General features: G+C 64.9%; 4 protein-coding genes. 3 read left to right on the top strand and 1 reads right to left on the bottom strand.

What is annotated here, in order from left to right:
- The first annotated feature begins 168 nt into the window (after positions 1-168).
- Entirely contained in the window at positions 169-942 is a 774-nt protein-coding gene (locus EOA28_RS23385; RefSeq protein WP_127253711.1) for an exodeoxyribonuclease III, read from the top strand.
- Positions 943-1,567: 625 nt separating this feature from the next.
- Positions 1,568-2,755 (top strand): hypothetical protein, encoded by a 1,188-nt coding sequence (locus EOA28_RS23375; RefSeq protein WP_127253712.1) that lies wholly within the window; start codon positions 1,568-1,570, stop codon positions 2,753-2,755.
- Between the two features lie 140 nt (positions 2,756-2,895).
- Here EOA28_RS23375 and EOA28_RS23370 read toward each other — a convergent pair whose 3' ends face one another.
- Entirely contained in the window at positions 2,896-2,997 is a 102-nt protein-coding gene (locus tag EOA28_RS23370) for a putative RiPP precursor (protein ID WP_112130457.1), read from the bottom strand.
- A gap of 381 nt (positions 2,998-3,378) precedes the next feature.
- Here EOA28_RS23370 and EOA28_RS23365 point away from each other — a divergent pair, with 381 nt between their 5' ends.
- Entirely contained in the window at positions 3,379-5,394 is a 2,016-nt protein-coding gene (locus tag EOA28_RS23365) for an amidase (protein WP_127386389.1), read from the top strand.
- The last annotated feature ends 125 nt before the right edge of the window (positions 5,395-5,519 follow it).

Raw genomic sequence — 5,519 nt, 5'->3', positions numbered from 1 at the left:
GTTGATGGTTCACCGGTGGGAAGGGACCGGGCCATGCCACGGCCTGTCCGAAAGGACGACCACGATCCACTCGGTCTCCTTCCCACCTCAACCATACACCAGAACCAACACACAGGATCCTCGGGTCAAGCCCGAGGATGACGAAGCGCGAAGCGGCGGCATCCAAACATGAAACTCGCCACCTTCAACATCAACAACATCAACAGCCGGCTGGAAAACCTTCTGGCCTGGCTGGCCGCCGCCAAACCCGATGTCGTCTGCCTGCAGGAGCTGAAATCCCGCGACACGCAGTTCCCGCTGACCAGGCTTGCGCACGCCGGCTATGGCGCGGTGTGGAAGGGGGAGCCGACCTGGAACGGCGTGGCGATCCTAGCGCGCGGCGCCGAGCCGGTGCTGACGCGTGACGCGCTGCCCGGCGACGATGCCGACCGCCAGGCCCGCTACATCGAGGCCGCGGTCGACGGCGTCGTCATCGCCTGCCTCTACGCGCCGAACGGCAACCCGAGGCCGGGCCCGAAATTCGACTACAAGCTCGCCTGGCACCAGCGCTTCGCCGCGCATGCGGCCGAGCTCCTCGACACCGGCCTGCCGGTGGCGCTTGCCGGCGATTTCAACATCGTGCCCGAACCTCGCGACATCTATGAGACACGCTCCTATGACGACAACGCGCTGGTGCAGCCTGAAAGCCGCGCCGCTTTCGCCGCGCTGATCGGCCAGGGCTGGACCGACGCGCTGCGCAAGGTCTTTCCAAGGGAAGAGAGGCTCTACACCTTCTGGGACTACCGCCGGAACCGCTGGCCGCGCGACGCGGGACTCAGGCTCGACCACATCTTGCTGTCGAAGAAGCTGGCGCGAAAGCTGAAAGCGGCGGGCGTCGACCGCGAGGTGCGGGGAGGAGACAATCCCAGCGACCACGCGCCGGTGTGGGTGGAACTGGGGTGAGAAAACAGAAATCCCCGCCGTGGCGGGGATTCTTGAAAGATCAGGCTTTGGGGCTCTCGATCACTGTGGAGCCGGCGAACCGGCCACAATCGCCGAAAGCTTGCCCTTGCGGACGAAAACAGGCTTCTCGTAAGTCTTCTTCATGCGATTGCTCTCCTCGAAAATTCCGTCCGATAATCTCATACGACGAGTTCCTGTCAAGTAAGCGGCCAGGACGGGCCGTTCTGTTTCTGGGGACAGCGTTCTACTGAAATAACCGCCGCCCAATAGTGTGATGGCCGCGGCGGCTGGAGCCGCGTTCGGAATATATCGCCGGGAGGATCTATCGAGGCACATTTATCGCCTCTCTGTGATGTCCGGCACTTAAAGCGCGTCGCGATCTTTCAGATTCGCTCCATGCGCTTTAGGTTTTTGATTTTACGCATGTCTTTATCCCGAAACCGGTTCCCACTTTCGAGAGACATGCTTTAGCCACGGCGGAAGGCTCGGCTAGGATGTTGGCCGCCTGCCGCCATCGGACGGCGAGAGGCGCGGGGGAGACCGATGAAGAGACCGACTGACAGGCTGCCGGCGCTGGCGATACTGATCGCCGGCAATCGGTTGCGCGGCCAGGAGCGCGGCGCCTGTGGCTGCTAACGCTCTTGTCCTTTTCGTCTCGGCTCTCGTGGTTGCGGGGGCCATCGCGCTCATTGCGCTCGCCCTACGCCGGCGCCGCAAGCGGCGCAAGCTGCGCCGCAGCGCCGATCCCGCGCACGATTATCGGGCCCGCGCCAATTGGTCGGCAAGCGACCACGCGTTGAATTACTCGTCCTTCGTCTTCATGGATGTCGACGGCGACGGCAGGTTCGGCGAGGCCGACCGGCCGATGGGCGGCATTGTCGTACGGGTGTTCGACGACAAGGGCGCGTTTATTACCTCGGCCACCAGCAACAGCTCCGGCTTCGCCAACTTCCTCATGTCGACCAGAAAGCGGTGGGCAAGCCTCCGCGCGCCTGGACTCTACCGGTTTTCGGTGTCCGTCCCCAAGGGATGGCGCGTCAGCACGGGCAATGAGAGCCAGATGTTGCGGCTGGTCGAACTGCCGGGGTCGCCCGCCGGCCTGGTGGGAGAGGATCTGCCTGGACTTGTCGGGCTGGTCCCGGGGCGCAGCCTGCGCGGCAAGACCCCGGCATCGGCGCAGGCGACATTGAAGGTGATGGGCAAGGGCGAACTGCTGCAGACCATGCCGCTTGCGGCAGGCAGCTTCCACTTCGACCTCCCGGACGTGGCCGACACACTGGAGATTTCGGGCCCGGATATCGGGCGGCGTCTGGCGCTTTGTCCCTATCCGACCGACCTCGGCGAACTGAGGCCGGACGCAATCGCCGACGAGGCCGTGCTGTCGCGGATCGGGTTTGACGACGTCACATCACTCGACTTCAAGAAAGTGCCTTCTGGCCATGCCGGCCTGGAGTGGCGCAACATCAACGCCATCGCTAGAAACTACGTCAAGGAGAGCGAAGGCTATCTCAACGGCAGCATCCGCGGCAACCACGCAGCCTATACCAGCAGCGGCCACCCAGCCGAGTTCGGCGGCAGCACACCCTTCGGCTTTCATTCGGTCATGTTGACCGCCGCCTGGCTGAGATCGGAAGGCGAGGTGGCGCTGATTGAAAGCTGGCTGGGCGACGAACTCGTCGCCAGCGATGAGGTGGTGCTATCGGCATTGGCGCCGGTTCACTACGCGCCCATGCTGAAGGCTGTGACGCGTGTGCGCGTTTCCACCAGGCACCACTGGCAGCTCGTGCTGGACGATCTAGTGCTGGCGCGCTGAGCGGCGTAGACACCCTTTGGCATTTCGGCGGACTGCCATCGGCATCTTGTCCCGGCAATGGGGCCGGAAGAGGCCGCACGCCGTTCTGGAATTCCATCACGCCAAGGAATGTTTGCTCCTGCTTCGGCGGATGCCTTGCATTATTGCGGCGGGTTGGACAACACCACAGGCGCATTCGCGGCGGTGATCGCCCCAAGCCTGCCTCTAAGAACCAAAGTGGGCTTCTCGTAGACTTTCTTCATGCCAAGCTCTCCTGCAAAATCCCTGCCGGATGATCCCATAACATCGTGTGCTGTCAACCAATGCGCCTTCCGTTCAGTCCAGCTATTCCTGGGCAATGTGGCTTTCCGCGCACAGTCGTGGGCCGGCAGGGTCGTAAGGTTCTCTATCGAGCCACATTCTTCGCCTCGATGATGTCCCGCACTTAGTCTTGGCAAAGCTCGGCCGTCTCCCCCTCAGGGGGTCAGCAGCATGCGCCGGCTTACACTCCAGCCCGGAAATTGGCGAAAGCGATCGTGACATCAATCTCCCCCCTTGCGGCGGAGATGCCCGGCAGGGCAGAGGGGGTGTGACGGAACGCGGCCCCTCGATCGGTTCCGGCCGCCAAGTCCAAGGTACGTGCCATGCCCACCCTCCACCTCGTCGAAGCCTCGATCGCCGACCTGCGCCGCGCGCTGGAGGAGGGCACCGTCACCAGTGTCGAGCTGGTCGCTGCGTATCTGCGGCGCATCGCCCATTACGACCGTCACGGCATCACGCTGAACGCCGTGCCCGTCCTCAACCCGAACATGTTCGGGGAAGCGGAAGCGTCCGACTGGCGTCGCCGCGCGGGCGAGGCGCTCGGACCGCTCGACGGCATCCCCTACACCGCCAAGGACAGCTACAAGGTAAAGGGCCTGACGGTCGCCGCGGGTTCGCCCGCCTTCGAGCATCTCGTCGCCACGGAGGACGCCTTCACCATCGCCCAACTGCGCGCCGCGGGCGCGGTGCTGATCGGCCTCACCAACATGCCGCCGATGGCCAATGGCGGCATGCAGCGCGGCGTCTATGGCCGCGCCGAGAGCCCATATAACAAGGATTTCCTCACCGCCGCCTTCGCCTCCGGCTCGTCCAACGGCTCGGGCACCGCGACCGCCGCCAGCCTCGCCGCTTTCGGGCTCGGCGAGGAAACCTGGTCGTCCGGCCGCGCGCCCGCCTCCAACAATGCGCTCACCGCCTACACGCCCTCGCGCGGCGTGATCTCGGTGCGCGGCAACTGGCCCCTGGTGCCGACCATGGATGTGGTGGTGCCGCATACGCGCAGCATCGCCGACATGCTGGTGCTGCTCGACGTGATCGTCGCCGACGATGCCAAGGCGCGCGGCGATTTCTGGCGCGTCCAGCCCTGGGTGGATATCCCGAAAGTCTCGACGCTGCGGCCGGCGAGCTACACCGCCCTTCCGTTGCAAGGCGCGCTAAAGGGCAAGCGGCTGGGCGTGCCCAAAATGTATATCGGCAAGGATGACGGCGCCGACAGGCCGATCGAGACGCGCGCCTCGGTGCTGGAGCTTTGGCGGCAGGCGGCGCGCGACCTGGAAGCGCTCGGCGCCGAAGTGGTCGAGGTCGATTTCCCCGTCGTCTCCAACTACGAGCGCGATCGTCCCGGCGCCCGCTCCATGGTCGACCGTGGGCTGGTGCCGCCGGAATTCGCCGAGCGCGAGATCTGGGACCTGTCGATCTGGTCGTGGGACGATTTCCTGCGCGCCAATGCCGACCCGGCCATCCCCGATCTTGCTTCGGTCGACGGCGCAAAGATCTTCCCGCAGCCGCCGGGCGCGTTGCGCGACCGTTACGGCGAGGCCGATTTCGATCTGGCGCAGTATGTCGAGCGGGCGAAGCGGGGCGTGGCGCGACTGGAAGATATCCCAGCCATAGGGGAAGGCCTGAAAGGCCTCGAGGCAACGCGCCGCGTCGACTTCGAGGAGTGGCTCGATGCCAACCGCTTCGATGCCGTGGTGCTGCCGGCGGTGGCCGATGTCGGGCCGGCCGATGCCGACGTGAACGAGGCCTCCGCCCGGCTCGCCTGGCGCAACGGCACCTGGGTCGCCAATGGCAATCTTGTCTGGCGGCATCTGGGCATCCCAACGGTGACGGTGCCGATGGGCGCCATGGCCGATATCGGCATGCCGGTGGGCCTGACCTTCGCCGGCAAGGCTTATGACGACACGGCGCTGCTGATGATTGCCGGCGACTATGAGCGCGCCACCAAGCGCCGCACCGCCCCGCCGCGCACGCCCGCGCTTGCCGATGATGTGTTTGCGGCGGGCAGCGGTGTGAGGAGGGGCGCTAGCGACGCGCCGTTTGCCCTGAAGCTGACTGCCGAAACGGTCCCCGCCGGTGACACCGACGAGATCACGATCGCGCTGGAGATCGAGCGGGCGGAGCCGGAAACGGTCGTGAAAGTCTACGTCAACGGCGAGCCGGTGATCATGCGGGCCGGCGGGAATCGCTACACCGGCCGGATCGTGGTGCCCGCCGCGACGCATCAAGGTTTCCACAGCGTCTGGCGGGGTTCATATGGCTCGATCGTCACGGCCATTGCGAAGTCGCCGGATGGGATAGTCGGCGGGGCCTATGTTGTGACGGGCGGGATTGGCTGAGGCGCTCTCCTTCTCCCCTTGTGAGGGTTTTGCATGGGAGTCGATATTTAGCGCACGAGGCGGATGGGCGTTTTTTGAAAGGCGCTCTGGCCGCTTTGGCGGGTTATTTTGCCTCGCTCTTGGGG

It is taken from the genome of Mesorhizobium sp. M2A.F.Ca.ET.067.02.1.1 (assembly GCF_004023285.1).
Lineage (GTDB): Bacteria > Pseudomonadota > Alphaproteobacteria > Rhizobiales > Rhizobiaceae > Mesorhizobium.
Note: the sequence above shows the minus strand (reverse complement) of the source record. Positions and strands in the feature narration are given on the sequence as shown.

What these genes read in the sequence shown, in the direction of transcription:
- EOA28_RS23385 (WP_127253711.1), top strand. Translation starts at nt 169, where the DNA reads ATGAAACTCGCCACCTTCAACATCAACAACATCAACAGCCGGCTGGAA.
- EOA28_RS23365 (WP_127386389.1), top strand. Translation starts at nt 3,379, where the DNA reads ATGCCCACCCTCCACCTCGTCGAAGCCTCGATCGCCGACCTGCGCCGC.
- EOA28_RS23370 (WP_112130457.1), bottom strand. Translation starts at nt 2,997, where the DNA reads ATGAAGAAAGTCTACGAGAAGCCCACTTTGGTTCTTAGAGGCAGGCTT.